Annotated in this window: 24 protein-coding genes; all 24 read left to right on the top strand. The window is 39.4% G+C overall.

Annotated features, from left to right (window positions below):
• The first annotated feature begins 25 nt into the window (after positions 1-25).
• A complete protein-coding gene (locus tag DYE54_RS03480; RefSeq protein ID WP_115309935.1) occupies positions 26-2,074 on the top strand; it encodes a urocanate hydratase in 2,049 nt (682 codons plus the stop codon).
• Between the two features lie 293 nt (positions 2,075-2,367).
• The gene (hutI, locus tag DYE54_RS03475; RefSeq protein WP_115309934.1) at positions 2,368-3,612 is read left to right on the top strand and encodes an imidazolonepropionase; all 1,245 of its coding nucleotides are present in this window, start codon (positions 2,368-2,370) and stop codon (positions 3,610-3,612) included.
• Between the two features lie 290 nt (positions 3,613-3,902).
• Positions 3,903-5,027, top strand: coding sequence for a GspE/PulE family protein (locus DYE54_RS03470; RefSeq protein WP_115309933.1), 1,125 nt, complete (start codon positions 3,903-3,905; stop codon positions 5,025-5,027).
• A 39-nt stretch (positions 5,028-5,066) separates the two neighbouring features.
• Positions 5,067-6,239 (top strand): type IV pilus twitching motility protein PilT, encoded by a 1,173-nt coding sequence (locus DYE54_RS03465; protein WP_115309932.1) that lies wholly within the window; start codon positions 5,067-5,069, stop codon positions 6,237-6,239.
• The gene (locus DYE54_RS03460; protein WP_115309931.1) at positions 6,226-7,410 is read left to right on the top strand and encodes a type II secretion system F family protein; all 1,185 of its coding nucleotides are present in this window, start codon (positions 6,226-6,228) and stop codon (positions 7,408-7,410) included. Before DYE54_RS03465 ends, DYE54_RS03460 begins: the two co-directional genes overlap by 14 nt.
• Before the next feature lie 32 nt (positions 7,411-7,442).
• Positions 7,443-7,874: a competence type IV pilus major pilin ComGC gene (locus DYE54_RS03455; protein WP_115309930.1), complete on the top strand. Its 432-nt coding sequence runs from the start codon at positions 7,443-7,445 to the stop codon at positions 7,872-7,874.
• Positions 7,875-7,954: 80 nt separating this feature from the next.
• Positions 7,955-8,578, top strand: coding sequence for a prepilin peptidase (locus DYE54_RS03450; RefSeq protein ID WP_115309929.1), 624 nt, complete (start codon positions 7,955-7,957; stop codon positions 8,576-8,578).
• Positions 8,575-9,087: a hypothetical protein gene (locus DYE54_RS03445; RefSeq protein ID WP_115309928.1), complete on the top strand. Its 513-nt coding sequence runs from the start codon at positions 8,575-8,577 to the stop codon at positions 9,085-9,087. Before DYE54_RS03450 ends, DYE54_RS03445 begins: the two co-directional genes overlap by 4 nt.
• Positions 9,088-9,090: 3 nt before the next feature.
• On the top strand, positions 9,091-9,507 hold the full coding sequence (locus DYE54_RS03440; RefSeq protein ID WP_115309927.1) for a hypothetical protein: 417 nt from the start codon (positions 9,091-9,093) through the stop codon (positions 9,505-9,507).
• Positions 9,508-9,526: 19 nt separating this feature from the next.
• Positions 9,527-10,048 carry a hypothetical protein gene (locus tag DYE54_RS03435; protein ID WP_115309926.1) on the top strand — a complete coding sequence of 174 codons (522 nt, stop codon included), beginning with the start codon at positions 9,527-9,529 and terminating at the stop codon, positions 10,046-10,048.
• 30 nt (positions 10,049-10,078) lie between these two features.
• The gene (locus DYE54_RS03430; RefSeq protein ID WP_115309925.1) at positions 10,079-10,570 is read left to right on the top strand and encodes a hypothetical protein; all 492 of its coding nucleotides are present in this window, start codon (positions 10,079-10,081) and stop codon (positions 10,568-10,570) included.
• A gap of 25 nt (positions 10,571-10,595) precedes the next feature.
• Complete coding sequence (locus tag DYE54_RS03425) at positions 10,596-11,468, top strand: hypothetical protein (RefSeq protein ID WP_115309924.1); 873 nt, start codon at positions 10,596-10,598, stop codon at positions 11,466-11,468.
• A gap of 80 nt (positions 11,469-11,548) precedes the next feature.
• A complete protein-coding gene (locus tag DYE54_RS03420; RefSeq protein ID WP_115309923.1) occupies positions 11,549-12,085 on the top strand; it encodes a hypothetical protein in 537 nt (178 codons plus the stop codon).
• A complete protein-coding gene (locus DYE54_RS03415; protein ID WP_147285257.1) occupies positions 12,045-12,500 on the top strand; it encodes a hypothetical protein in 456 nt (151 codons plus the stop codon). Before DYE54_RS03420 ends, DYE54_RS03415 begins: the two co-directional genes overlap by 41 nt.
• Before the next feature lie 210 nt (positions 12,501-12,710).
• Positions 12,711-13,301: a shikimate kinase gene (locus DYE54_RS03410; RefSeq protein ID WP_115309921.1), complete on the top strand. Its 591-nt coding sequence runs from the start codon at positions 12,711-12,713 to the stop codon at positions 13,299-13,301.
• A complete protein-coding gene (pfkA, locus tag DYE54_RS03405; protein WP_115309920.1) occupies positions 13,267-14,226 on the top strand; it encodes a 6-phosphofructokinase in 960 nt (319 codons plus the stop codon). The genes DYE54_RS03410 and pfkA overlap by 35 nt, the downstream gene beginning before the upstream one ends.
• A gap of 300 nt (positions 14,227-14,526) precedes the next feature.
• Positions 14,527-15,603 carry an efflux RND transporter periplasmic adaptor subunit gene (locus tag DYE54_RS03400; protein ID WP_115309919.1) on the top strand — a complete coding sequence of 359 codons (1,077 nt, stop codon included), beginning with the start codon at positions 14,527-14,529 and terminating at the stop codon, positions 15,601-15,603.
• Positions 15,604-15,614: 11 nt separating this feature from the next.
• On the top strand, positions 15,615-16,346 hold the full coding sequence (locus DYE54_RS03395) for an ABC transporter ATP-binding protein (protein ID WP_115309918.1): 732 nt from the start codon (positions 15,615-15,617) through the stop codon (positions 16,344-16,346).
• Positions 16,339-17,553 (top strand): ABC transporter permease, encoded by a 1,215-nt coding sequence (locus DYE54_RS03390; protein WP_115309917.1) that lies wholly within the window; start codon positions 16,339-16,341, stop codon positions 17,551-17,553. Before DYE54_RS03395 ends, DYE54_RS03390 begins: the two co-directional genes overlap by 8 nt.
• Positions 17,554-17,705: 152 nt before the next feature.
• A complete protein-coding gene (locus tag DYE54_RS03385) occupies positions 17,706-18,158 on the top strand; it encodes a PaaI family thioesterase (RefSeq protein ID WP_115309916.1) in 453 nt (150 codons plus the stop codon).
• Positions 18,159-18,516: 358 nt separating this feature from the next.
• The gene (gene pheS / locus DYE54_RS03380) at positions 18,517-19,539 is read left to right on the top strand and encodes a phenylalanine--tRNA ligase subunit alpha (RefSeq protein WP_115309915.1); all 1,023 of its coding nucleotides are present in this window, start codon (positions 18,517-18,519) and stop codon (positions 19,537-19,539) included.
• A gap of 11 nt (positions 19,540-19,550) precedes the next feature.
• Entirely contained in the window at positions 19,551-21,995 is a 2,445-nt protein-coding gene (gene pheT, locus DYE54_RS03375; RefSeq protein WP_115309914.1) for a phenylalanine--tRNA ligase subunit beta, read from the top strand.
• Positions 21,996-22,157: 162 nt separating this feature from the next.
• On the top strand, positions 22,158-24,431 hold the full coding sequence (locus DYE54_RS03370) for a U32 family peptidase (RefSeq protein WP_115309913.1): 2,274 nt from the start codon (positions 22,158-22,160) through the stop codon (positions 24,429-24,431).
• A gap of 55 nt (positions 24,432-24,486) precedes the next feature.
• Positions 24,487-26,862 (top strand): endonuclease MutS2, encoded by a 2,376-nt coding sequence (locus DYE54_RS03365; RefSeq protein WP_115309912.1) that lies wholly within the window; start codon positions 24,487-24,489, stop codon positions 26,860-26,862.
• The last annotated feature ends 75 nt before the right edge of the window (positions 26,863-26,937 follow it).

Below are 26,937 nucleotides of genomic sequence, written 5' to 3'. Positions count from 1 at the left end.
AGTCATTTCAAAAAGGGGTGGACCTATGAATAACAAAATTGTACAAGACGCTATGACCATTAAATTAGATTTTTCCAAAGGCTTACCGCCAAAGAAAACCTTCCAAGAAGGAATCAGACGAGCACCTGATCGTGGTTTCCGCTTGACCCCAGAACAGACGGAAGTGGCATTAAAGAATGCGCTTCGTTATATTCCTGAAGAATATCATGATGAATTAATTCCTGAGTTCTTAGAAGAATTGACTACACGTGGGCGTATTTACGGCTACCGTTTCCGTCCAGAAGGTCGTTTATATGGCAAACCAATTGATGAATATAAAGGTAATTGTGTAGAAGGTAAAGCATTTCAAGTTATGATTGATAATAACTTAGATTTTGAAGTTGCTTTATATCCTTATGAACTAGTTACTTACGGTGAAACGGGTAGTGTTTGCCATGACTGGATGCAGTATTTATTGATTAAACGCTATTTAGAAGAAGTTACACAAGATCAGACTTTAGTTGTAGCATCTGGTCATCCTGTAGGTTTATTCCGTTCTAAACCAGAAGCACCTCGTGTAATTATTACCAATGGCATGATGGTTGGCTTATTTGATAATCTTAAAGATTGGGAAATCGCCGAAGAAATGGGCGTTGCTAACTATGGTCAAATGACAGCCGGTGGTTGGATGTATATTGGTCCACAAGGGATTGTGCATGGTACCTTCAATACAATTTTAAATGCAGGGCGCATGAAACTTGGCATTCCCGTTGATGGTGATCTAAGTGGTAAATTATTTGTAACCTCTGGTCTTGGTGGCATGAGTGGGGCTCAAGGTAAAGCGGCTGAAATTGCGAACTGTGTAGCGATTATTGCAGAAGTTGATTACTCACGTATTAAAACTCGGTTAGATCAGGGTTGGATTTCAGGTGTATCTGATTCCTTACCTGAAATTATAAAAATGGCACAAGAGTCTATGGTCGCTAAAGAAGGTAAAGCTTATGCGTACCATGGCAATATTGTTGATTTGTTAGAATATATTGCCAATAATGATGTACATGTTGATTTAATTTCTGATCAGACATCGTGTCATAACGTATATGATGGTGGTTATTGTCCACAAGGGATTTCCTTTGAAGAACGGACTCGTTTGTTGGCTGAAGATCCAGCTAAATTCCGTAGCTTAGTAAATGATACCTTAAAAGCGCATTTTGCAGCATTAAAACGATTAACGGGTAAAGGCATTTATTTCTTTGATTATGGTAACTCCTTTATGAAAGCTGTTTATGATGCTGGTGTTAAAGAAATTTCTAAAAATGGTATTGATGATAAAGATGGCTTTATTTGGCCAAGCTATGTAGAAGATATTATGGGGCCACATCTTTTTGACTATGGTTATGGCCCATTCCGTTGGGTATGCTTGAGTGGTAAACCAGAGGATTTACATAAAACAGACCAAGCAGCTATGGAGTGTATTGAAGTAGATCGTCGCTACCAAGATCGGGACAATTATAATTGGATTCGTGATGCAGAAGAAAATAAAATGGTTGTTGGTACACAGGCTCGTATTTTATACCAAGATGAAGTGGGTCGTGTGCGGATTGCCCTTCGTTTCAACGAATTAGTTCGGTTAGGTGAAATTGGTCCTGTTATGCTTGGCCGTGACCATCATGATGTGTCAGGCACAGATTCCCCATTCCGTGAAACATCGAATATTAAAGATGGATCGAATGTAATGGCTGATATGGCTATTCAAACCTATGCTGGTAATGCCGCTCGTGGTATGAGTTTAATCGCGCTTCATAATGGTGGTGGTACTGGTATTGGTAAAGCCATCAATGGCGGTTTTGGTCTTGTACTTGATGGGAGTTATCGTGTAGATGAAATTATTCGCTCCGCCATGTCTTGGGACGTAATTGGTGGTGTAGCTCGTCGTTCTTGGGCACGCAATGAACATGCTATGGAAACGGCAGTAGAATTTAATAAAACACGTGCTGGCGTAGGGCATATTACAATCCCATATGTAGCTGATGATGCTAAAGTAAAAGCAGCAGTAGCTAAAGTATATCCTACCGCTAAAGTGATTAAAGACTAAGCTTACATTGTTTACTGATTAATTTGTTATGATTGGCTCGCAACTGTCATAACAACTCGCAAAAGTAACAATTAAGTGATACACTAAAAATGTTAGCTCTATAAAGCTAACGTTCTACTTAGTCATTAATACTCGGTAGATACCGTTAGTCATATATAAATACAGCTCGGTAGGATTTAGACGCGGTAGCAAAATTATATACTAAGTAGTTTCACATAATGGCAACCACTGTTGGGTCTGATTAACCTAGCAGTGGTTACTGTTCCCTTTGTAGAAAATAATAGGAGACATATATGGCAGAACAATTATTAATAAAAAATGCAGCACAAGTAGTAACGCCACTCGGGCAGACAGCTCTTAAAGGCGCGGCTATGAAAGAGGTTCGGATTTATGAAAATACATCGATATTGATTGAAGATGGACGAATTAAAGCCATTGGTAATGATTCGAGCTGGGAAACTGAGGTGCCAGTAGAGCAACAAATAGATGCTACAGGTAAAACGGTGTTACCAGGTTTTGTAGATTCTCATACTCATTTTGTATTTGGTGGCTATCGAGCTGATGAATTTTTATGGCGTATGGAAGGTATGACGTACATGGAAATCATGGAGCGTGGTGGTGGCATTAATAATACGATGAAAGCTACGCGTAATGCTTCAGCTGAGGAGTTAATAGATCATAGCCTAGATATTTTACATAAGATGCTGGCTTTCGGGATTACAACCGTAGAAGGTAAAAGCGGTTATGGTATGGACCATGATACAGAAATTCGCCAGTTAGAAGTGATGAAAGAACTAGAAAAACGTCAGCCTGTGGAAATTGTACGCACTTTCTTAGGGGCCCATTCCATTCCGCCAGAATATAAAGGTCGGAATCAAGAGTTTTTACAATTTTTGGTTGATGAAGTTATGCCAGAAGTAAAACAGCAAGAGTTAGCACAATTCTGTGATATTTTCTGTGAAAAAGGTGTATTCTCTATTGAAGAAAGCCGTAAATTCTTGCAACAAGCTAAAGATATGGGCTTTGATTTAAAAATTCATGCTGATGAAATTGTAACCTTAGGTGGTGCTGAATTAGGTGCTGAACTTGGTTGTCATTCGGCCGACCATTTGTTACATGCTTCTGATGAGGGGATTAAGGCGTTAGCCAATAGCAATACAGTAGCCACCTTGTTGCCAACAACAGCTTTTTGCTTGAAAGAGCCATTTGCACCAGCTCGTAAGATGATTGATGCTGGTTGTGCTGTAGCATTAGCCACTGACTTTAATCCAGGTAGTGGTTTTACTAATTCTGTACCACTTATGATTGCCCTTGGGGTTATTTATATGGGCATGACGGCCGAAGAAGCGATTACAGCATTGACTCTCAATGGCGCTGCCGCTGTAGGTCGAGCTGATCAAATTGGTTCTATTGAAGAAGGTAAACAAGCGGATATTGTGATTCTTCAATATCCATCGTATAAATTCTTACCGTACCATACGGGCGTAAATATTGTGGAAACGGTAATTAAAAAAGGGAAAGTAGTGCATCAAGCGTAGGGCTGATGTAAAAACTGAATAGATATTGTTATAGTGCCAAAGGCGATTTGCTTTTGGCACTATTTATTTTCTTAAAATTAATTTGATTTTAAATTTAAATGATGGGCTTTACTCATACTGACGGTGTGAGTTTACATCATTGGTGTTATTTAGCAGGAGTTACTATTTTTTTCGAGAAATCTTCGTTAGCAGTGGTTTTAGTAGACCAATTTGTAATTTTATAAGAGTTAGACAATCAAATGAGAGTGTGAATTACTTTAAAAGATAGTAGGGAGAGGGGATTGTTTTTAATGTTTCAGGTAGAGTTTGAATTGGATGAGATCATTCGTGAGGCTATGGAATCTAAAGCTAGTGATATTCATTTTGATGCGGTGAAAGGCGGTATTTTAATTCGTTTTCGTATTGATGGGGTATTGGAACTTTATCGGACTATGGTTGGTCGTGAAGCCGAGCAGATTATGAATCGTATTAAAATTTTAAGTGGCCTTGATATTAGTGAAAAACGATTACCTCAAGATGGCCGCTGGTGTTGGCAAGATGTATCAGAAAACGCGCCTTCTGATAATCACTTTAGTAAACAGTTGAATGAGACTTTGGAAAATTTTGGAGATATGATTACTCATTCTGAGTCATCAAAAGTTAAGGAAGTGCTGCTTAGGGTGTCTTCATTACCTGCCATTTATGGGGAAACTATTGTATGTCGTATTGTAGGAAATGAGAATTGCTACAAAAGTTTAACTGAATTAGGTATGACGGAAGAGGTACGTCAATCGGTTGAAGCGATTTTACGACGGCCTTATGGTCTGTTTTTGATCTCTGGTCCAACAGGTTCGGGCAAAACAAGCACTTTATATGCGTTACTTAGATTATTGAATACAAAGGCTGAAAATGTTATTTCTCTAGAAAACCCAGTGGAAGCAGATATTCCTGGGGCCATTCAAGTGCAAATTAATCCAAAGGCTGGCTTGACTTTTCCGCGTGCTTTGCGGGCTGTGTTAAGACAAGATCCAGATACTATCATGGTTGGAGAGATTCGAGATAGGGAAACAGCAGAATTAGCGGTACAGGCAGCCTTAACGGGGCATCGCGTATTGGCTACTATTCATACGAATACAGCCCTTGGGGTGCGGGAACGCTTGTTAGATATGGGGATTGAAGACTATTTACTAAAAGCGACGTTACTTGGTGCCCTAGCGCAACGTTTGGTTAGACGAGTAACCTCGACAGGGGCTCATGGTCGATTGGCTTTATATGAATTATGGGCTATACCGGCTAAGGTGAGTCATTGGGATAGTGTAGAGTTAGCAAGTTATGTAAATCCTACTTTACAAACATCGGCTGCTATGGCCGTACAACAAGGTTTAACGACTAAGCAGGCGATTCTTCAAAGTGGTATTTGTCTAGACACTACCTAGATAGTTATTAAATATTATTTTGAATGAAGGGACAAGTTAATGAAGTTAAGTGAATTGTTACAACAGGCTATAGTGCAAGGGGCAACGGATGTTCATTTAGAAGCAGGCAAACAACCTTATTTTAGACTAGGTCATGATTTGCAAATAGGTTCTGATATGACTATGACAGAGAATGTATTTGATGAAATTCAGTTAGCTTGTGAGTGGGGAGAGTTAAAGGCTGAGGAAATTTCAAGTCGCAGTGATAACAAGATCATCCAGTTAACAGACAACGATATATCAGATAAACAGCTAACAATAGAGCAAATGATAGAGCAAACGCATAGCTTACATAGAAATGGATTGACTTTAAATAAAGTGGCGGATACAAGAGGAGTATATCAACCAAAATCTAAAGATAGTGCTTTTACGTTTCAAAATGTACGTGTTCGGGTGCATTTGTATAAAGCGCAACAGAGTATGTGTGGTACATTGCGCATTTTATATAATCAATCATTGGCAATGCCAACGGGTGAAGCTGGTAAATTATTACATCATATTGTGAAATTACAAGAAGGATTGGTATTAGTTAGTGGGCCTACAGGCTCTGGAAAAAGTTTTACACTCGCCTCTTGTTTAGAATGTATTAATAAAGAAGCGCATAAGCATATTATTACACTTGAGGATCCCATTGAATTTACGTTTCAAAATAAGGGGAGTTTAATTCATCAACGGCAGTTAGGTCAAGATATGGATTCCATGGCAGCGGGGGTGCGTGATGCACTTCGCGAAGATCCAGATGTGATTATGATTGGGGAATTGCGTGATCGTGAAACGTTAGAAGCCGCCTTACATGCGGCTGAAACGGGTCATTTGGTGTTTGCTACGCTTCATACACAACGTGCTGTTATGGCGATTAATCGTATGATATCTGTGTTTCCAGCCGAACAACAAGAAGAAGTGAGGGCCCAATTATCTCAGGTTTTGAGAGCTGTTTTATGTCAGCGATTAGTTCGTATAGAGACGAAATTTATTGTAGTACGAGATATTTTATTAAATACGCCTGCCGTAGCCAATTTAATTAGGCAACGGAAAGAACCTCAAATTGTTTCTATACAGGAAACACAGCCACCTATGCAGACAATGGAGATGGCTGTGGCAATGCTTGAAAAAGAATGGGGGCCACGGGCGGAATTGAAGGAGGTATTAGAGCAAAGTTATGAAATGTTATAGTTATCGCGCCTTCGATGCAAAGGGGGTGATACAAGAAGATACCATGTGGGCAGAAGCTAGTGAAGAAGTGGTTCAAAAATTACAGCATAAAGGACTTCAAGTATTGTCATTGCGTATTGCTAAAGCGGTAAAACAAGGTGGAAAAAAATGGGCTTATAAGGATATTGTAGAATTTTCTTATCGTATGGCATTATTGCTAGAAGCTGGTATTTCAATACGCCGAGTAATGCAATTTCTAAGCAATAAACCAACAAAACGAATTCCATATATAGCAATTAATGAAGCGGTGCAACGTGGGCATGTATTGTCAACCGTATTAGAACAATTGGGGTTTCCTGCTATTGGTTGTGCTTTATTACAAGCTGGTGAGGCAGCAGGTACTTTAGGCAATAGTTTTATACAAATTAAAGGTTATTACGAGAAACAAATGGCTTGGCAACGACAACTTAGTGGAGCAGCGGCCTATCCTTTGTTTTTGCTCATTTTGATGCTTTTATTTATGGCCGTAGCGGTAGGCTTTATTTTACCAGCTTTTAAAAAAGTCTTTATATCTATGCAAGTACCATTACCTTGGTTAACTAAACTGTTATTTCGTTTTGGCGATTTTATCACACTTCATATAGGTCTTTGTGTTGGTTTACTAGTCAGTGTGGGGGGCGGTTTCTGGTGGCTATGGCACCAACCTAATTTTCGTTTTACTATGTTGCGAAAGCTTTGGCAAGTGGGACGTGGTCATGAATGGTTTGATTGTTTTTACTTAGCACGAATTACTAAAGTGTGGGCTATTTTACTCGATAGTGGTTTAACAATTACAGACATGTTGGCTTTAACAGGGTCTCTTTGGAGTAACCCGTATGCGGAACAGTTGCAAAGTAAAGTGAGTGAAGAATTGGCACGTGGTCGTACCTTTGGTGAGGCTTTACAAGAAGTAAAGTTAGGAAGCGAGTTTTTATGGGAATTAGTCACGATTGGTGAAGAAACTGGGGATATGGTAGCTATGTTAAATCATGGAGCTGTATATTATGAACAATTGACGAATCGTTATATGCGTAAGCTACAACAATTGTTAGAGCCTATTATGGTATCTCTTATGGGGATAGGGGTAGCTGTTTTAGTAATCGCTGTTATGTTACCAATGTTTAATGCAGTAACGGCGATTCAGAATGTGTAAATAAATATTGAGTTAAGAAAGGATTGTTAGTTATGGGAATGATATCTATGAATTCTATTACAGAACGTGTGAAACAATGGTTGATGACATATCGTAAAGCCATGCAGGCAAAGCATAAAAAGCAAGGCGGTTTTACATTGGTGGAATTAATGGTTGTGGTAGCCATTATTGCTATTTTAGCAGCCGTTGCAATGCCACAATTTTTATCCGCTGGTGATAAAGCGCGAGATGCTAAAATCAAGGCAGATACGCAAACGATTGCCAATGCAGCGCAGCTTTATATGGTGGATAAAGCAACCGATCAAGTTCCATCAGTAGATGATTTATATAAAGCAGGCTATTTATCTGAATCTGTAAAAACACCTAAAGGTGGTGAATACACAGTAACCTCTGAAAGTAATGGGGGCGGTGCAGGCAGTCATATTGTAGTAACCGCTTCAGATAGTCCTAGTGAAACTAATTAAGCTGTTTCGTAAGTGAAGTGTGAAGTTGATGTAAGTTTGTTATGTAATTAATTGGCTAGAAGGAACGTTGTGGTTAGTATATGTGGTTACAGTATAGTCTTGGTAGTATCGGTGGTTTGTTAGCAGGTCTTGGTAGCTTTTATCTCTTAGATGAACTTGTTATAGAACGAGAACGGCGTTTTGATAAGTTTTATATGCTTTGTGTAGGTATGGGCTTATTAGTGGGATTAAGTGGTGCTTATCTTATGAAATCGCTAAGTATGTTATTTTTAACCATTATCTTCGGGAGTACTCTTTTTATAGGCGCTACCATCGATAAGCAGTATCTGATTCTTCCTGATGAGGGTGCTATTTTATTGCTTATAAGTGGGTTAAGTCGAATATGGTTATTAAATATTTCATGGCAATTTGTACTGATGGGTGTCAGCTTGGTCTGGTTGGGAGGTTCTTTTCTACAGAAAGTGACAAATGGTGGACTGGGTCTTGGTGATATAAAATGGTGTAGTGTTTTTGCCTGTTGGTTATCGCTAGAAGCACTTTGGTATACTATTGTGCTAGCTTTTGTTGGTGGTACCTGCTGGCTTCTTCTATATTGGCTGGTGACTAAACGAACTTTACATATACTACCCTTTGGTCCTTTCTTATGCATCGCTGCTTGGATTATGTATTTGTGGGAACAAGGAGGTGGCTTAATATCAATTTGAATAAAAGGGATAGATGGTGGCTAAAAGAATTGCATGAGGTACAAATAAATCAAAAAGGTTTTTTATTAGCTGAGGCTTTAATTTATATAACATTATTTGGATTGTTAGTTAGTATGGCTCATATGGCTATATCAGCAAATTTGAGTGAAACTAGACGATTTGATGAAGTGAGTCGACAATTTTACTATACGCTGAAGCGGACTCAGTTTATTTCTTTTAATGGTAGTACAGGCCCTATTGTAAGTCCTATTAACACAATGTATGTTACGCCCGACGGGTATAGTAATAATTTATATGGTGAATTATGGGGGACGCAATATATACGATTACCCAGTACTATGAAGCTTGTTAATAATTCTAGAGCACAGCAAGAGGTGTATTTAGGTAGTTATGATGGACAAAATGGTGTATTTAGTTATGAAATTTATGATTATCCATTACGCATATATCGCAAATTTATTTTTTCACAACAAACACCACGGATTCGCTGGGTAGAAGGGAGTTTTTAGCCGATGGTAATAAAACAGTATATCTTAGGTAAAGGTAAATGTTATCATAGCCAAGGATATCTGTATGTAGAAGCTTTGGGCGGGACGTTAATTACAGTTTTATTCATCTTGACTATTACTGCTTTAATCGGTTCATTGGTGTTGCAATGGCGTAAAGCTAGAATACAGCAAGAATTGATTCAAGTTGCGATTACAGCTATGGAGGAAGGCAAATATAAATATCAACATACAGGACAGTTAGGTGAAGTGCCCATGGTAAAAGAACCTTATAAGTTGGTACAAACAATCCATGCTACAATAGCTCATGATATGGCAGTAAAGGAATTAGAGGTCATTGGTTATTATGAACAACAAGAAATACTTCGCTTCAAGACGTATGTGTGGGAAGGAATACCGAATCAGGTCGATATTTCTAAATAATAAGCAGGCCAATGGGTTTTTGTTAGCTGAGTTACTCATAAGTTCTACCATTATTTGTATTGTGTTGCTTGCGTTATTGAGTCTTATAGGGACGTCAGTAAAGTGGTGGCAACAATGGCAAATTAGTAATGAAGTGTATTTAGAGGCTACGACGACTCGTTTAACAATTGCTAATTATACAAAACAAAGCCCCAAGAAAATGACTGTAGGGCAAACAGGGACCTATCTTTTACAAGATGGGTTTCGGCAATATGGTATTACCGGTGGTGAAGCTAGTCGAATTTTAAGTGATGGTCAGGCGCAAGCAATTTCAGCTACTTCATTGAGTCCACGATGGGGTGATCTTATTGTAGCTCCTATTCGAGGCACAACACCGTTTTCACAGTTGGGGGCAACAGGGCCGATTCATATGCAGTGGCGCACTTATGTAGATGGACGAGCTAATACAATTAATGGTAGCACTTATGAGCAATTGACTGATGTGACAATTTATCCAAATACTTTATACTTTGGGTATTCAAAGGATGGAAAGAATATATAAAAATGAATACAAGTGAAAAGGGTTAACGGTATGAAATGGCTACGCAATGATTTACATATGTATGAACGAGGTTTTTTTACATATATAGCGTTAATTTTAGGAACTATTTTATTGTTATTTTGGAGTGCTATTGGTGAAACGATGCATACGATAGTAGGGATGACGCATGATGAAGTGGCCTTAACGACTATGAACTATTATGCAGAAGGCATTATTGGTTGTTTATTGCGAACGTATAGTGAAAAAGGGGATTTTATGCCGACAGGACGTGAAGTCACTTATGAACAGACAGAGCAGGGAATAGTGACATATATTTTGACACGACCGACTGCATTTAATGAAAAAGGGGATTTTAGGGTGACATATCGTAATAGGATCACCGGGCAACAAGTGCGTTATTATGTGGTATTCAAAGAGTCAGATGAGGCAAGGTTAAGTGACTTTTGGCAAGATACGAATGGAAGTAAGTCGAGCGTAGGTAGAAAAAAGATAACTGTAGAACGAGTTTCTCGGATTCAGTAGATATAGAAGGGGTATATATAGAGTTATGAAATCAGAATTTATGGGTATTGCTATAGGACCGACACAAATAGTAGCTATACAAATGGAAAAAACGAAAGCAGGCGTTAGCGTTACTGATAGTATTATAGTTGAGCGACAAAATTCTTTGTTTGAAGATTGCAAACATTTAATTCAAACGTATTCGTTAGAAGGAAAAACTATGGGGATTACAGCATTGGGGGAGAAACAGGATAAAATAATGATTTTGCCGCGCTTATCGCGTATTGAAGTGGCTGAAATGTTGCGTTGGACCGTGCCAGAATTTGTTACTTGGCCTGAAGATTCGTATTATTATGATTTTGTATTGGCTGATATGCCGTCAGACGCGATAGATACAGAAAATCAAGAATTATTATATGTGGTGGCTCTTAAAAAAGAGCATATCACTGAGTTAGCAACGGGGGTTTTAAAAGGTGGCGGTAATTTAAAGATTATAGACTGTGCACCAGCTCCATTAACATACCGTTTTGTGGAAAAAAATGGCGCTGTTATTGGTATTGTCTATCAAGAAAGCGTTGAATTTACTGGTTGGTATAATGGACTTTGCTTGACTAATCATAAAGTACCTAACGATTTATCAGTTATTATGGCTACTTTAGAAGACATAGAAACTGAATTATTTAGTTATGGTCTATTAGGTATTGCAGGAGTTTATATATATGACGATGTTTCATGTATAGCTAACAATTTACAGTGGGAGAGTATATATGGCCGATATGGTCGATTAACACCGATTCCTTTTGAGGAAAACACGGATCATAATACTTGTGGTAAAGAACAGATTAAAGATACTTCAAATTCTTTGCTTTGGGATATGGCTTTAGGTCTTGCTTATCGTGGTGTTATGAGAAATAAGTAATAATACATTATTCTGATTATGGTGGAGTGCGAGAATTGTATGGAAATCTTGATGTAATAGGAAAGGTGTTAACAATTATAATGAATTTTATGACTTGGTCCATGCGCTTAGAATATGTATGTAAATTACATACATGTTGGGTAATCAGTGGGATGTTGGTATTACTATTAGTGCCAATTACTTGTTGGGGGTTAGCAGCGTATTGGTATGTAGATAATTATGAAATGGAACGAACTATCCAAGAATTAGTTGAAGTTGGACAGTCTAATCATGAAGCAGTAGCACGTTATACAGACCAGCTTAAAATTTTAATGACTAAGGATACAAGTCATACCGTGGTCAATAGTATGTTAGTACATATGGTAGATTGCGCTAATTCGCATTTGGTGTTAGATACGATTATCTTTACTGAAACAGGATTTACAATTACTGGGATGAGTACAACACCAGAAGTTGCATTGGCGTATAGTCAAAAGTTAAAGAGTGTGTTAAAGGGAGTTACAATTAATGAAAAGCAGGGAATTGATGCAACTCGTAAAGTACATACATTTCAGCTTTCGGGACGCTATGGCAAGAGTGACGCTTCCAAGAAAACTGATAATAAGATTAATAAGTAGCTATTGTATTATTACTGTATTAGGTGCTGGTGTAGCTTTGTGGTTACATACTGAGAAGGATGGATTATTAGCCAAACAAGCGCAGCAACAGTTGCAAAATGAAGGAGAGTCTGTTGTAGTTGCAAGTCCTTCATATGAATTAATTATGTCAATGGATAGCAACACTTTAAAAGAAAGTCATTTAAAAGATCGGCTTATGCAAATGATTAGTGGCAAAGCGTTAACAATTGTAGCTATGGAAGAGGAAGAGACAAAACAGGGTTCACAGTTGAATGTAGAAGTAAGTGGAACGTTACAAGATTATTTTACTTTTACAGAAGAATTATCTGAAGCCTATCCAAAGTTTGTGATTGAGCCACAGCAGCTGAAAAAAGACAATGGTCAATTACATATTTTATTCTCTATTAAGGGTTGATAATAAAAATGACCGCTTACGTATGTAGGCGGTTTTTTTATAGTTATCGAATACTATTGATAATTTCAGTAACCAAAATCTCCGAAATAAGACTTCGTTGTACTTGATACAAAGTGACTTTATTTTGTATTTTAAAAAATAATGTAGTAGAATAGAGTCAAAGTAATATCATAGGGGACTATGAGAATAAAAATTAGGCGGGATTACGTGATGAAGCGAAATATAATATTAATTGGCACTATGGGGAGCGGCAAAAGTCACTTAGGACGCAATCTAGCAGAAGCGAAGGGTTGGCAATTTGTGGATACTGATCGGTTATTAGAACGTCGTTATAATTTACCTATTGCTGATATTTATGAGAAATTAGGCGAAAAAATGTTCCGCCATGCGGAGCGAGAAATATTAAAAAAAGTGTGCATGTATCATGAATCAGTTATTTCGGTAGGTGGTAATTTCCCTTTAGATGTGCGTACGGTGCGTTATTTACAACGATATGCGTATATTATTGGCATTCGAGCTGCAGAATATCGTATTGTTAAACGAGTAAACCGACGGATTGGTAAACGGCCGACTATGGATTATTCGGATGTAGCTGGTTTTGTGGAGACTATGATGCAGCGTTGGAAGCCTGTATATAAGAAGTGCGATTGTGTCATTGATACAACGTATGGACGTACAGAAAATTTAATTGAAATTATTCATGACATATTGACACGGGAGGGTGTAATGTTTAAGAAACGGCGCCCTTATACGGGGGTAAAGCAACATGAAAAAAATAGCAATACTGACGAGCGGCGGTGATGCGCCAGGCATGAATGCTGCGGTTCGTGCGTTAGTGCGTAAAGGTATTTATGAAGGCTATGAAGTATATGGTATTAGTCGTGGGTATGAAGGTCTGTTAAAGGGGGATTTTCAGCGCCTTGACCGACGTGATGTAGGGGGGATCGTCAATAAAGGGGGCACGATGTTAAAAACAGCCCGATGTGTAGAATTTGCTGAAGTATCAGAACAAGAAAAAGCGGCCCAAATATTGCGGACACATGAAATTGATGCGCTAGTGGTTATTGGTGGTGATGGCTCTATGGCAGGGGCGATGGCCTTGTCTAAGCAAGGGATTCCTACGATTACCATTCCTGGAACAATTGATAATGATATGTGCGGTACAGAATATACGATTGGTTTTGATACGGCACTTAATACGGTTGTTGATGCGGTTAGTAAGATTCGTGATACAACAACGGCTCATGATCGAGTGGCGATTGTTGAAGTTATGGGGCGTCATGCAGGCCATTTGGCGGTGCGTGCGGGGCTTGCTTGTGGTGCTGAATTGGTATTGATTCCTGAAAAGCCGATGGATTTAGATACAGTATGCCAACATTTGCGAGATTCTCATGCAGCTGGTAAAACAAATAGTATTATTATGGTCGCAGAAGGGGCTTATCATAGTTTTGAAGTGTATGCGTATATCAATAAAACCTTACAAATTTCACCAAGTGTAACTGTGTTGGGGTATTTGCAGCGAGGGGGTTCACCAACGGCGCGTGATGCGAGTATGGCTGCTTTGATGAGTGAACGAGCGATTGATGCGTTAAAAGCGGGGACGTATAATTGTTTAATTGGTCTTACTGGTGCTTGTATAGAAGCAATTCCTTATGAAGACGCATTGCAACGCCGATATCCAATTAGTGATGAAGAATATGAACTTATTGCTGTATTAGCTCGATAAGTAAGATGATATAACTTGTTAGTTTTAGACATAACTTATTTGTCTAATTTGAAAATATAATCAATATTGATTCATGAAGACCTCATAGATAAAACCTATAATTGCTGTAGGACTACATAGAGGTATAGCCTTCTTCATTTTAGCTTGAGGAGGGCTTTACTTAGCTTATAGGATTATCCGTTAATATATATTTATTATTCTAGGTTTTATTGTGTACACGAAAAATTGTGCATTAAGTGATATATATTAAGCTAGATATTGAGAATTAATTTTATTTTTAGAAGTGAAGGAGTTTATGAGATGTGGCGGACACGAAAGTTTTGGGGGATACTTATTGCAGTCATTGTAATAGTTCTAGGCGGTTTTTATTGGTTTAAGTCAAAAGATAGTAGTGAAGTAACCTCTTATACTACAGGCAAAGTAGAGCGAGGTAATATTTCTTCAGTGATTACCTCTACTGGTACAATCAATCCTAAGAATTATGTAGACATTTCGACTAACGTTGCTGGTACGTTGGAAAGTGTTTCAGTTAAAGAGAATGACCATGTAACACAAGGTCAAGTGATTGCCACTATTGATGCTCGTCAATTACAAGCGACTGCCGATGATGCAAGAGCTACTTTAGAGAATACTTCTGCAGATTTAGAACGATATCGTACACTTGTAAATCAAGGTGCAATTGCACAACAATCGTATGATACGGCGTTGATGAATTATCAGAAAGCACAAGCTGCGTATGATCGTGCCATCGCTAATTTATCAGATACTACGATTACATCTCCTATGGATGGTACAGTTATTGGTACACCGTTAAAAGCTGGTCAGACTATCAGCACTGGTATTTCAACGCAGATGATTATTGCTACAGTAGCAGATTTAAGTGATCTTGAGATTTATTTGACAGTAGATGAAACGGATATTGGTAGTGTGAAAAGAGGGGCTCGTGTAGACTTTACTGTGGATGCTCATCCGGGTAAAACCTTTACAGGGTATGTGAGTGATATAGCACTAGGGACTAAAGGTAACATGGGGACTACTTCTAGTAGTGTTGTGTATTACACTGTTAAAGTGGCCATTTCTGAAACAGATGCTAGTAACTTCTTTCCTACAATGACGGCACGTGCTACGATTTATGGGGATGAAAGAAGCAATGTATTAGTTGTACCATTGGCAGCTGTTCGTACAGATAAAGTAGGCGAATATGTATATGTAATTCGTAATGGTAAACCAGAGCGTACGAGTGTGACAACGGGCATTACGGGTGAAACGACGATTGAAATTACTAAAGGCCTTGACGAAGGTGATGAAATTGTAGTTAGTGGTGATGTAGGTTCCTCTTCAACTAAAAAGGCAAGCACTGGCGGCCATATGTTCTAGGAGGGATATAGATGAAAGAAGCAGTCATTTCATTAGAAGGCATTACAAAAACATATGTTAATGGTAAGCTAGTTGTTCCCGTATTACATGGCATCGATCTTAATATTTATGAGGGCGAATTTACGTCGATTATGGGGCCTTCTGGGTCTGGTAAATCCACTTTTATGAATATTTTAGGTTGTTTAGATAGACCGACGTCTGGTTCTTATAGACTCGATGGTGAAGAAGTTGCTACTTTGAGCGATGACGAATTGGCATTTGTTCGCAATAAGCGGATTGGTTTTGTATTTCAAAGTTTTAACTTATTACCCAAATTAACAGCACAAGATAATGTAGCATTGCCTATGGTATATGCTGGTGTAGCCAAGAAAGAGCGAAATGCAAGGGCGGCTGAACTTTTATCAGCGCTTGGTTTGGGTGAACGGCTTGATCATTTGCCCGCTGAATTATCTGGGGGGCAACGACAGCGTGTTGCGATTGCACGTGCGTTAGCTAATGATCCATCAATTATTATGGCGGATGAACCGACAGGAAATTTAGATTCTAAGTCTAGTGTAGATGTTATGGATATTTTTACGAATCTATATAAAGAGGGGCGTACGATTATTCTCGTTACCCATGAACCTGATATAGCAACGTATGCTAGCCGTAATATTGTACTTCGCGATGGTAATATTGTGGAAGATACAGTCAATCCTAATATGGCAGGCTTAACGCGTAAAGGAGGTGCTGCCCATGTATAAAGAAGGGTTTCTCATGGCCTGGGCCTCCTTAGTCGCCAATAAGATGCGTTCTTTATTAACGATGTTAGGGATTATTATTGGGGTAGCGGCAGTTATTGCGCTCGTTTCAATTGGGTACGGGGTGCGCAGCCAAATTCAAGATTCTATTTCTAGTTTAGGTAGTAATTTACTTATGGTATATCCCGGTGCACCTCGAACACCAGGTGTGCGACCTACAGCAGATTCGCAGAAAACAATTAAGATGGAAGATTTTACTACCATTTCACATTTAAGTGATATTGATATGGCGTCGCCTGTATCATCAGGTTCTTCTTATATTGTGATTTATACGAATAAGAACTGGACAACTTCGGTAACTGGTGTTAATTCTGATTTTCAGTATATTAATAACTGGACTGTTAAATCGGGTCGTTTCATTACCGCATCTCAAGTTGATCGTCGCGAAAGAGTGGCAGTTATTGGTAATACCGTAGCGACTAATCTATTTGGGAGCGAAGATCCTGTTGGTAAAGATATTCGTATTAAAAATAACCCCTATAAAGTTATCGGTGTCTTAGACTCTAAAGGCTCAGGCAGTTTTGGTAATGACCAAGATGATGTTATATATATTCCGTATACTACCGGCATGGAACGTTTACAAGGGGTTGACTATTTGCGGATGATTTATATTAAAGCAAAAGATGGGGCTGACCTTGATCGATTACAATCGGATGTGGAAAATATTTTACGAGTTCGCCATAATGTTAAAAATCCAGAGTTAGATGATTTTAATGTACGGAATATGGCGACTGTTATGGAAACAGTGGAACAGACTACAGCAACGATGACTCTATTCTTAGGTTCTGTGGCGGCTATTTCTTTATTAGTCGGTGGTATTGGGATTATGAATATCATGCTCGTGTCTGTTACTGAACGTACTCGTGAAATTGGGGTTCGTAAGGCCTTAGGCGCTACATACCGCGTTATTGTTATGCAGTTCCTTATTGAAGCCGTTGTCATTAGTTTAGTTGGTGGTGCTATTGGGATTGTAGTGGGCATTGGTTCCTCGCAGTTAATTAGTGCCTTAACTGGTATGCAAACGGTTGTATCTATGGGGCCTATTTTATTATCCTTTGGTTTCTCCATGGCCATTGGTCTTGTCTTTGGGTTATATCCAGCACGTAAAGCAGCTAAGTTGAATCCAATTGACGCGTTACACTATGAATAGGTATAATGATTATATAGTTTAACTAACGTGATTGTTTATAATTTTAGTTTTGGTTAATACTAGGTAATCGCATAAGCGTAGTTGCAATTTGTGGCTACGCTTATTTTTTGAAGATTAGTTGGCTAATACATAATAGAGGAAAGGATATTTCTATGAGTAAGAAACAGGAAATGCGCACATTAGTTGATTTTTTTGATCATATGTGTCATGACCATACTTTTGACTGGTCACAATATGTGCGCGTTACTGGTGGTGATCCAGGGCATTTAGAAATGACTTTTTTTAGTGATGCTGTCAAGCACGGCAACTTTATTGGTAATATTCATGGTGGCGTGTATATGAGTTTTGCTGATACGGTTATGGGTGTAGCTTGTTTTACCTTAGGTAAACGTGTCGTAACTTTGGAAATGAAGGGCAATTTTGTTAAAGGCGTAAAAGCTGGTCAACGTTTGCGGGCTGTGGCGAATGTAGAACACAATGGGAACCATACGATGGTAACTACAGGCCGAATTTATAATGATATGGGTGAGTTGGTCTATATGAGTACAGGTACATTTTATGTGATTGATGGCTTTGAATTACCTGATTTACCTTGGCGTTTATAAGGTGTTTGCTATTTTATTTGAAGCAGGTAGAAACGTTAAAAGGTTGTACCAGGTATCAGAATTGCCTTTGACAGAAGCCGTAAGACTTGGTATACTTAGGCTTAGATTAATTAAGACAATATGGCAATGACAAAATTGGCGCCACATGAGTATTTTTCAGAGAGTGAAGCATTGGTGGGAGTTTCATAAATAGCTTGTGGAGAGCATTTCCTTTTGGAGCCATGGATTGAACTAACAGTAGATTCATCGTGTGACCGCGTTAAGGTTTTAGAGTACTAATTAGGGTGGTACCGCGAATATATACCTTCGCCCCTTGCTGGGGGTGAAGGTTTTTTTATTGTGTAGGAGGTCGTAACAAATGGAAGAATTGTTAAAAGCCTTAAAAGCGGAAGCAGAAGCGCGTATTAAAAGTGCTGATGCGTTAAACGCTTTACAAGAGGCGCGCGTTAAGTATTTAGGTAAAAAAGGGGAAGTAACGGCATTATTAAAAGGGCTCGGTAAATTATCTCCAGAAGAACGCCCACGTATGGGGGCACTTGTAAATACAGTGCGTGGAGAATTAGAAGGCTTGATTAGTGATGTGCAAGCTAGCTTAGAAGCTAAAGTTATGGACGCTAAATTAAAAGCTGAAAAAGTTGACATTACTTTGCCTGGTCGTGTGACGCGTAAAGGTCACGTGCATCCATTAACTGCTGTAAATGATCAAATTGAACAATTCTTTATGAAGATGGGGTATACGGTAGCTGAAGGACCTGAAATTGAAAGTGATCACTTTAATTTTGAATGCTTAAATTTACCAGCTGATCATCCAGCTCGTGATATGCAAGATTCATTCTATATTACGAATTCCGTATTATTGCGTACGCACACATCGCCAGTGCAGGCACGTACGCTACAAAGTCAAGAACCAAACAGTCCTGTGCGTATGATTGCACCAGGTAAAGTATATCGTTGGGATTATGATGCGACACATTCTCCTGTGTTCCATCAAGTAGAAGGGCTTGTAGTTGATAAGGGGATTACGTTTGCTGATTTAAAAGGTACTTTAGAAATTTTCTTGCGTCACATGTTTGGCGAAGAGACTAAAGTGCGTTTCCGCACAAGCTTCTTCCCATTTACAGAACCAAGTGCAGAAGTCGATATTTCTTGTTGCATGTGCGGTGGCGAAGGGTGCCGTGTATGCTCGCATACTGGCTGGCTTGAAATCTTAGGCTGTGGTATGGTACATCCACGCGTATTAGAGATGAATGGCTATGACCCTAATGAAGTGCAAGGTTTTGCCTTCGGTATGGGTGTGGAACGTATTGCTATGCTACTATACGGCATTGGTGATTTACGTTTATTCTATGAAAATGATATGCGTTTCTTGAAGCAGTTCTAGGAGGTAAGACAATGAAAGCTAGTTTAACATGGATGAAGGACTATGTTCCTGTAGACACAACGAAACCGGCTCAGGAACTAGCCGATGTATTAACGCAAGCAGGGATTCCTGTAGAAGATGTTATCAATATGGATCCTGGGTTGAAAAAGATTTATACAGGTAAAATTGTAGAAATTACAAAACATCCTGATGCTGATAAATTGCAAGTGTGCCAAGTGGCTTGTATTGACGATAAAACAGGCGAAGAAATTACTAAGCAAATCGTTACGGCCGCTACGAATGTAGCTGTGGGTCAAATCGTACCTGTAGCGTATCATAAATCCCGTTTAGCTGATGGGACAGAGATTAAAAAAGGCAAACTTCGTGGGGAAGCTTCGGAAGGGATGTTTTGCTCTGTAGCTGAATTAGGGGTGCCAAAAGACATGGTAATTCCTGGTGAAGCAGAAGGTATTTATATTTTACCGGAAGGCACGCCTATTGGTATGGATATTCGCGATGCTTTAATGCTTAATGATACGGTATATGAGTTTGAGTTGACCCCAAATCGAGCCGATTGTTTCTCTATGGTAGGGCTTAGCCGTGAATTTGCAGTACTCACTAATCAACAAAATACAGAACCTACTGTAACCGTTGAGGAAAAGGGCAATACGATTGAAGGCTGTGTAGATATTCAAATTGAGGACAGCGAACTTTGTCAGCGTTTCATGGCTCGTCTAGTGACTAATGTAAAAGTGGGCCCATCACCTTTGTGGCTACAGAATCGTTTACGCAATGGTGGTATTCGACCAATTAACAATGTGGTGGACGTGACTAATTATGTTATGTTGGAATTGGGCCAACCAATGCATGCGTATGACTATGATAAGGTGGTAGGTCATCAGTTGACAGCTCGACCTGCTAAGGCTGGTGAAACGATTACGACCCTTGATGGCACTGATAGAGAATTAACAGAAGGCATGCTTGTGATTGCAGATGTTAATGGCCCTGTGGGAGTAGCTGGTGTGATGGGTGGTTTAGATAGTGAAGTTACAGATCAAACCACATCTATCATTTTAGAGGCCGCTGTATTTAAAGGGGCATCCATTCGTCGTACGGCTCGTGCTCTTGGTATGCGTAGCGAAGCGTCTGGTCGCTTTGAACGTGGGATTAATGCAGAATATACACCAGTTGCATTAGATCGTGCAGCTCAATTATTGCAAGAATTAGATAGTGAAGTAGTACTTGCTAAAGGCGTAGTGGATGTCTACCCTGTACCGGCAACTACAGGTACAGTTTCTTTTACGGTTGATGCAATTAATGCATATCTTGGTACTCACATTGAAGCTAGCCGTATGAAAGAAATTTTAACCACATTGTCTTTTACTTGGGAAGAAGCTAATGGTGTAGTAACCGCAGGCGTGCCATCTTGGCGCGGTGATGTAACGGTTATGCCTGATATTGCTGAAGAAGTAGCTCGTATTTATGGCTATGATAACATTCCTAATCGTACACCTTGGGCCAACCTTAACAGTGGCACTATGAGTGAAAAGAAATTGTTATTTAAAGCCATTCGTAATAGTCTAGTTGATCGTGGTCTTAGTGAAGTCATCACGTTTAGTTTCATGCATCCTGATAGTTTGAAAAAATTAATGCTTCCTGAAACGGATAGTCGCTATCAAGCTGTGCCAATTATGAATCCAATTACCGAGGATTTTCCTGTTATGCGTACCACATTAATTCCAAGCATTTTGGATGTAGCGGCTCGTAATATTGCTCAGAAAAATCATGATCTTTGGATTTTTGAAAGTGGCGCTGTATATCAACCTAAGAGCTTGCCAATTACAGAATTACCAACTGAAAATTATCGGGTAACGGGCCTCATGATGGGTAAAACTAATGAAGTGCAATGGGAAGAGGCACAACGTGATACTGATTTCTATGATGTAAAAGGGGTGCTTGAACGGATGTTGGCGGATAGCCGTTTTGAAGCAACTATTGAACGTTCTACAGAACCTTATTTACACCCTGGTGTAAGTGCGCAATATGTTGTGGGTGGTACAGTGATTGCTACCTTTGGGGAGTTGCATCCACAAGTTATGAAAGCTTATGATTTACCTGGTAAGGCGTATATTTTTGATATTGATGTAAGCGCTGTTCTTAACCTACCACAGGGGCAGTTACAGTATAAAGAAATTAGTAAATTCCCTGGTACCAGTCGTGACCTTGCTATTGTGGCACCAAAAGAAATTACCTCTCAAGACATTATTCGCCTTATTTATCAACACGGTGGTGAACATTTGGAACGGGCGTTCATTTTTGACGTGTATGAAGGGGAACATATTGAAGCGGGACATCGTAGCTTAGCGTACAATTTATCCTTCCGCAGTAATGAAGGAACCTTGACGGATGAAGACATTCAACCAAATATTGACGAAATTATTGCAGCATTGGATGAAATTGGTTGTAAATTACGATAAGCTATAACAAGTTATATTAAAATGTAGCTAGGGATAGTAAAATGATAAACCTAACGTAGGAAGTATGTGAATACTTTAGCGTTAGGTTTATTTTTTGTTGAAAGTATTGGATGTGATATAATTCTATTGTATATATAGTGTAATTACCCTTAAGGAGGGTTTATGGAATTATTAGCACCGGCAGGTACGTCGGAAAATTTTTTAGCTGCTTTAGAAGCTGGCGCGGATGCTATTTATTTAGGTGGCAAAGTATTTAATGCTAGAGCTAATGCAGCTAATTTTGATATAGAAGAATTAGAAGAGGCGGTACGATTAGCTCATTTGTTAAATGTGTCTGTATTTGTAACCGTTAATATTTTAGTTGGAGATACAGAGTTATCTGATTTAAAAACCTATTTACAAGAATTAGAACGGATTCATGTGGATGCGATTATTGTGCAAGATTTAGCCGTAGCTGAATTAGCTAAAAAAGTAGCACCTAAGCTTCATTTACATGCTAGTACGCAATTGACGGCTACTAATTTGGGAACAGTCCGTTTCTTAGAGCGCATGGGTTTTACTCGTGTTGTATTGGCTCGTGAAATGAGTTTGGCGGAGATTGAGCATATTTGTAAGGAAGCAAAGGCTGAAATAGAAGTTTTTGTTCATGGCGCGCTGTGTGTGTGTTATTCTGGTCAATGTTTGATGAGTAGTTTCATTGGTGGGCGTAGTGGCAATCGGGGCGCTTGCGCTCAACCATGTCGTTTGCCTTACGAGTTATTGGATGGTAAGGGACAAGCTGTTAATGGCGCTGATGAAGCGTATATTATGAGTCCTAAGGATTTGAATTATAGTGAACACATGAGTGAGCTCATGGCCGCAGGTGTGGCTTCTTTTAAAGTAGAAGGGCGTATGAAAAAGGCGTCTTATGTGCGAGAAGTCATTGGCTCTTATCGAACGATTATTGATCGAGCGGGGCAATCAACGAAGAAAGAGCAAGCTCGTTTAAAAGAAGGCTTTAATCGCGGTTTTTCAACAGCGTATTTGGAAAATCGATCGAGTCGTGAGATGATTACGGCTGTAGCGCCAGGTAATCGTGGTAAACGCATTGGTCCAAGTGGTGAAGGGCCTAAAAAGACGGTGTGGCAAAATTTACAAGATTTTGGACGGAAATATGAAGTTCATGCTTACTTAGATGGTGTGGAAGGCGAGGCACCACAGTTGACACTTCTCTTAGAGGATGGTAAAACAGTAACAGTTAGTGCTGATTATGTAGTGCAACGAGCAAAAAAAGTGCCAACGAGTCGTGAAAAAGTAACAGAACAATTGGGGCGTTTAGGTACAACTGTATTTAGTTTGGCCTCTGTGTATATACCAGAGGAACCTTTTATGTGGCCGAGTAGTGTGTTAAATCAGATGCGCCGTGATGGGATTGCTCAATTAGAAGAATTGTTGTTAGCACAGCATGAAACAGAAATGACTACCACTTTACAGCGTGTAGAATCGGCTATTCAGCAAGAGTTTCACAATCGACCAAGTTACACTGTTATGACACAAGCAGAGGTAGCTACTAATTTACCGAGCACTAAGAGTGTGAAGCCGCTAGTAGCAGTGCAACTTGATGAAGAATGGCAAATTGAAACCGCCTTACAGGCTGGCGCACAGAAGATTGTGTTTGGTGGTGATCGATTACAACGGACTCCGTATGATTTAGGCGTATATGCACGGGTGGTGGCTCTTTGTAAGGCACATCAGGTACCGTGTGTATTAGTAACGCCACGTGTTGTGCGTGATAGTGAAGTAGCTAGTTATATGCCAACTTTACAGGCCATGATAGAGGCTAAGCCAGATGCGATTAGCATTCATTTCTTAGGCGTTTTAGAATGGTTACAAGAGTTGGGCTATACGGGGCCTATTGAAGGGGATAGCAGTTTACAACTTTTTAATACAGAAGCAGTCCAGCAAATGGCTCAGCTTGGTTTGCGAAGTGTAGTGCTTTCACAAGAGGCGACGCTGAAACAGATTAGCCGTATTATAAAACAGACAACAGTTCCTGTTGAATGTGTAGTCCATGGCTTGACAGAATTAATGATTTCAGAATATTGTGTAATCAGTAGTTTTGCTGGAATTGGTAAAAAAGAAGGCTGTCCAGCACCTTGTTTAAAGGATTCATATGCGTTAAAAGATCGTTTAGGCGAACAATTTCCATTGCGGACAGATCCGTATTGTCGCATGCACATTATGAATAGTCGCATGCTTGATATGCGTGCCTATATACCTGATTTAGTAAAACGAAATATTGCTATATTGCGTATTGATGGTCGTCAACAGTCAAAAACTTGGCTACAAGAAACTATACAGGCTTATGTAGGTATTTTACAAGGGACATCACCAGTTCCACCAAAAAATGAAGATATACCAGTGACACGAGGTCATTACTTTAAAGGAATTTTTTAGTATGGCTTAGAGATTGTATTAAGTGATATCCAATATAGGAGGGATAGATATATTTATGAACAGTGAAAAACTGTTAGATTTTGATGTAATTCGGGAACGGTTAGCCGAGGTGTGTTCATCACGCATTGCTAAAGAATTAGCCAGTGAGCTTACCCCCCTAACTGACCCGATTGCTATAAAAACGGCATTAGATGAAACGGTAGAGGCTGTTAATTCTATGCAGATGGAAATTGAACAACCTATTGGCGGCACGCGAGATATTCGTGAGGCTTGTTCTAAGAGTCGTAAAGAAATTATTTTAACGCATGATGAGTTGTGGGATATTTATACGACCTTAAGTGCGTATAAACGGATGTATAGTTTCTTTCACAGTAAATACACATCGTATCCATTGCTTTCTTTGTGGATTCAAGATATGCCTCGGCATGACGGGTTGGAACGTAAATTTGAGCGTGTATTTGATAAAAAGGGGAATCTTATGGATTCAGCATCCCCTAAGTTACAGCATTTGCGTTCTACAATTGTACGGACTAAAGACCGGATTAAATCTGATATTCAGGCGATTATTCATGATCCGGATAATCAGAAATATTTTCAGGAAGCCTTGGTTACGCAACGTAATAATCGATATGTAATCCCTGTAAAACAAGAATATCGGTATGCCTTTGAAGGCTTAATTCATGATAGATCGGCAACGGGCGCTACGCTTTACATTGAACCAATGCGTCTAGTTAACTTAAATAATGATCTACAAGAAGCTATGCTAGCGGAAGAAGAAGAAGTGCGCCGTATTTATAAGGATTTATCGTTAGCTGTACGCAAGGATAGCAATACCTTAATGGATGCGTGCGAGCGAGTATCTCATGTGGAATTTGTGTATGGTAAAGCAGCTCTTGCGATTGCAATGAAAGCAACACCTGCTATTATTAGTGGTGCTCGTGAAGTGAAACTCATGAATGCACGCCATCCTTTAATTCCTGCTAATGTAGTGGTGCCAACAACGATTACATTAGGTACTACCTATCGTATTTTACTCATTACAGGTTCTAATACTGGTGGTAAAACAGTGGCTATGAAGACATTAGGTTTGTTAAGTTTGATGCATCAAGCAGGTCTTCATATCCCAGCTGATACAGGTTCGGTATTACCGATTTTCAATAATATTTACGCAGATATTGGTGATGAACAGAGTATTGAGGCGAGTCTTAGTACTTTTTCTGCGCACATGACACAAGTAGTGCGGATTTTAAAAGTAGCAGGTGCTAAAGATTTAGTGCTTCTTGATGAATTAGGGTCAGGCACGGATCCAGAAGAAGGGAGTGCCTTAGCAGTTGCTCTACTCGAATATTTCCGCAAACGGGGTCCTCTTATGATGGTGAGCACCCATTATAATGAATTGAAACGATATGCCTATAATACCGAAGGCATTGAAAATGGTCATGTAGAATTTGATGAACGGACTTTACGACCAACCTATCGTCTTCATATTGGTGTGGCTGGTAGTAGTCATGCCCTAAGCATTGCCGCTCGATTAGGGGTACCACGTGAGGTTATTGACTATGCAAAACAACACCGAGAAGGCTCTGATCATCGTGATATGGAAGAAGTATTGAGTGATCTTAATGAACAACTTCGAAAGAATCAAGCGAAGGAGCGCGCCCTTAAGAAAGAATTAGATGAAGCTCGGCGTATGCGTACGCAAGCAGACCGTGAAAAGAAACAACTTAACGAGCGGCGTAAGCAGATTCTAAGTAAAGCGCAAGCTGAAGCGCAGCAGTTAAAGCAGGCTATTCGTGTAGAAGGGGAGCAGATTATTAAAGAATTAAAATCACAGTTCTCTGAAACGAATAAAACAAAGCGACAAGAGGCGATTACACAAGCGCGTAAAAATATTTCAGGCGTACAGGTGCCTGAATTAGAGCAAGAAACACGAACACCAGTGAATGTGAACGAATTACGGACAGGACAAACAGTGTTTGTGACCTCCCTAAATGCAGTAGGCACTGTTGAAGCTATTCAAGGAAAGCGAATTCAAGTCTCTGTAAATGGGCTCTCTGCTAATGTAAAAGTGGCTGATTTAGCGTTAGCTAGCCGCGAAGAAATGAATAATTTACGACGTAAACAAGAAGCAGTACAACCTAAGTCACGGAAACGGGCGGGTGGATCGGCCGTAGAGCGACAAAAGCATGCTACTACTGAACTTAATGTTATCGGTCAAACTGTAGATGAAGCCAATCAAAATGTAGGTCATTTTATAGATCAGGCCTTGATGGCTGGTATTTCGCCAGTTCGTATTGTTCATGGTAAAGGAACCGGTGCTTTACGAGCAGGGATTCATCAGTATTTAAAGACATTACCGCATATTAGTCGCTATGAAATTGCTGGTTATGATGAAGGCGGTGCGGGCGCTACTTTGGTATATTTAAAATAAAGATAATCAAAGGAAAGAGATGAACTTTAGGCGGTTTATTTCTATGTCGTAAGATGATACCATATGTGGCATAGG

It is taken from the genome of Veillonella criceti (genome assembly GCF_900460315.1).
In the GTDB taxonomy this organism is placed as follows: Bacteria; Bacillota; Negativicutes; order Veillonellales; family Veillonellaceae; genus Veillonella_A; species Veillonella_A criceti.
This window is presented reverse-complemented; position numbering and strand designations above follow the sequence as displayed.